The 1,200-nt window shown below is 49.6% G+C and carries 2 protein-coding genes; one reads left to right on the top strand and one right to left on the bottom strand.

Annotation, left to right across the window (positions count from 1 at the left end; all coding sequences use genetic code 11):
- The first annotated feature begins 444 nt into the window (after positions 1-444).
- Positions 445-627: a helix-turn-helix domain-containing protein gene (locus HMPREF2896_RS12580; protein ID WP_082150646.1), complete on the top strand. Its 183-nt coding sequence runs from the start codon at positions 445-447 to the stop codon at positions 625-627.
- 19 nt (positions 628-646) lie between these two features.
- Here the strand turns inward: HMPREF2896_RS12580 and HMPREF2896_RS12075 are convergent, their stop codons facing one another.
- Positions 647-1,048 carry a hypothetical protein gene (locus tag HMPREF2896_RS12075; RefSeq protein WP_070719634.1) on the bottom strand — a complete coding sequence of 134 codons (402 nt, stop codon included), beginning with the start codon at positions 1,046-1,048 and terminating at the stop codon, positions 647-649.
- Positions 1,049-1,200 lie beyond the last annotated feature (152 nt).

Genomic DNA, 1,200 nt, shown 5'->3' with positions numbered 1-1,200 from the left:
CACCAAACAACAAATAGACAACTCAATACAACAAAAGAGACCGTTAAAGCACAACCGCTTTAACGGTCTCCTTTCCGTTTTCGCAGCATTACCAGCATGCCTTACCACGTCTGTAAAAGTACAGACCTGAAAGCGGACCCCCTGCGTGCTGTCCACCGCACCCCACACAACCAAAACCAGCCACCTGCAAGTCTGCACTGTCTACACGCGAAGTCGACCAAATCGCCCGCTCCATCCACCGATGGATCACCACCAAATCCCGCATGTGGGCAGACGGCCCCGCCGTCTACGAAGCAACCTTCAGCACCATCCAAAGCGCACGAGGCCGCAAAAGCGGAGCGGTTAGGCGTAAAGCTGCTCAAGAGAACTGGAGAAGTGCCCTATGAGTGAGGTTTATGCTCGCTATCCGCGTAACGGAAAACAGCTCGCGCTCTTGCCGAGAAAATGGGCGCGTCTGTTAGAACCGCTCAACGATGGACTAGTGAATCACGCGAAGACTACCTCGCACGCGCTAACGAGAAGCGTCGCCGCGTCCGAGAGTTACGTGCTCGTGGGCTAAGCATCAGGGCGATAGCAAAACAAACTGGGTACTCCGTGGGAACAGTCCACCGCTACGTATCAGAGTAAAGCCAGATGCTACGTTCTTCTACTCATCATCCGAGTGATTCTCCTTGAGAAAACCCATGAAACTGAAGTATGGGACATCTTCTGTAGCTCGTTGAACGGCTTCGAAAACAGCATCACTAATAGGGTCAATTACCTTGTCACTTAGGTTTAAGACTTCCAGGAAGAAATGCTGAGTAATCATGTACGGACGAAAATTTTCCTGATTACTACCAGGGTCTAATTCTTCAGCAAGCTGATACTCGTCTTCATCGCACTCATCAACTGTGAAATCAGGAAGATCGTCAATTTCGGGAAAAGAAACTTTGAGTTCCTTCTTGAAACGCTCGGCAACCTGGTAAGAGTCTTTTTCAGAGCAATAAACGTAAAGGTCTTCGTAAAAGCCTTGCAGCTCACCATTTGACAAGGAAGAAGGATTGGTCATGCGAAAGTCACTCCGTTCATTAGTAGTCGGGATAGTAAGCCTAGCTTTAACGGGGGCAGCAACTTGCAGGACTAGACTTTTAGGTCCCGGACGATCAACGCATGCCCTTCTTAGCCTAGGGATTGAAGTGTCCCAGGTTTTGTTCCGTTTGA

It is taken from the genome of Corynebacterium sp. HMSC069E04 (assembly GCF_001813175.1).
Classification (GTDB): domain Bacteria; phylum Actinomycetota; class Actinomycetes; order Mycobacteriales; family Mycobacteriaceae; genus Corynebacterium; species Corynebacterium aurimucosum.
The sequence above is the reverse complement of the archived record's forward strand: the minus strand, read 5'-3'. Positions and strand labels throughout refer to the sequence as shown.

What these genes read in the sequence shown, in the direction of transcription:
- HMPREF2896_RS12580 (WP_082150646.1), top strand. Translation starts at nt 445, where the DNA reads ATGGGCGCGTCTGTTAGAACCGCTCAACGATGGACTAGTGAATCACGC.
- HMPREF2896_RS12075 (WP_070719634.1), bottom strand. Translation starts at nt 1,048, where the DNA reads ATGACCAATCCTTCTTCCTTGTCAAATGGTGAGCTGCAAGGCTTTTAC.